This window comes from Psychrobacter sp. 16-MNA-CIBAN-0192, from assembly GCF_040309565.1.
Taxonomy (GTDB): domain Bacteria; phylum Pseudomonadota; class Gammaproteobacteria; order Pseudomonadales; family Moraxellaceae; genus Psychrobacter.
This window is the reverse complement of sequence record NZ_JBEOOX010000161.1, coordinates 1-280: the sequence shown is the minus strand read 5'-3', so window position 1 is coordinate 280 and position 280 is coordinate 1. Positions and strand designations below refer to the sequence as shown.

The window sequence follows — 280 nt, the reverse complement described above, 5'->3', positions numbered from 1 at the left end:
CCCTTCTTCCTCGATCAGCACGTCGAAGTTGCGCGACAGCGTGAGCGTCGGGTCGCCGATCATCGGGTACTTGATCTTGCCGATCATGTCCGACGTGTCGTGCCAGGCCTTGTGCGTGAAGTGCGTGTCGGTCGACACACCGTAGATTTCGACACCCAGCTTCTGGAATTCCGCGTAACGGTCGGCGAGGTCGCCCAGTTCGGTCGGGCACACGAACGTGAAGTCGGCCGGGTAGAACACGACGACGGACCATTTGCCCTTGAAGTTCTCTTCCGAGACC

The 280-nt window shown here is 60.0% G+C and carries 1 protein-coding gene; it reads right to left on the bottom strand.

Annotated features, from left to right (window positions below):
- Positions 1 to 280 (bottom strand): redoxin domain-containing protein (locus tag AAEY78_RS12750; RefSeq protein WP_352339695.1); only part of this gene is annotated, 280 nt, incomplete at both ends.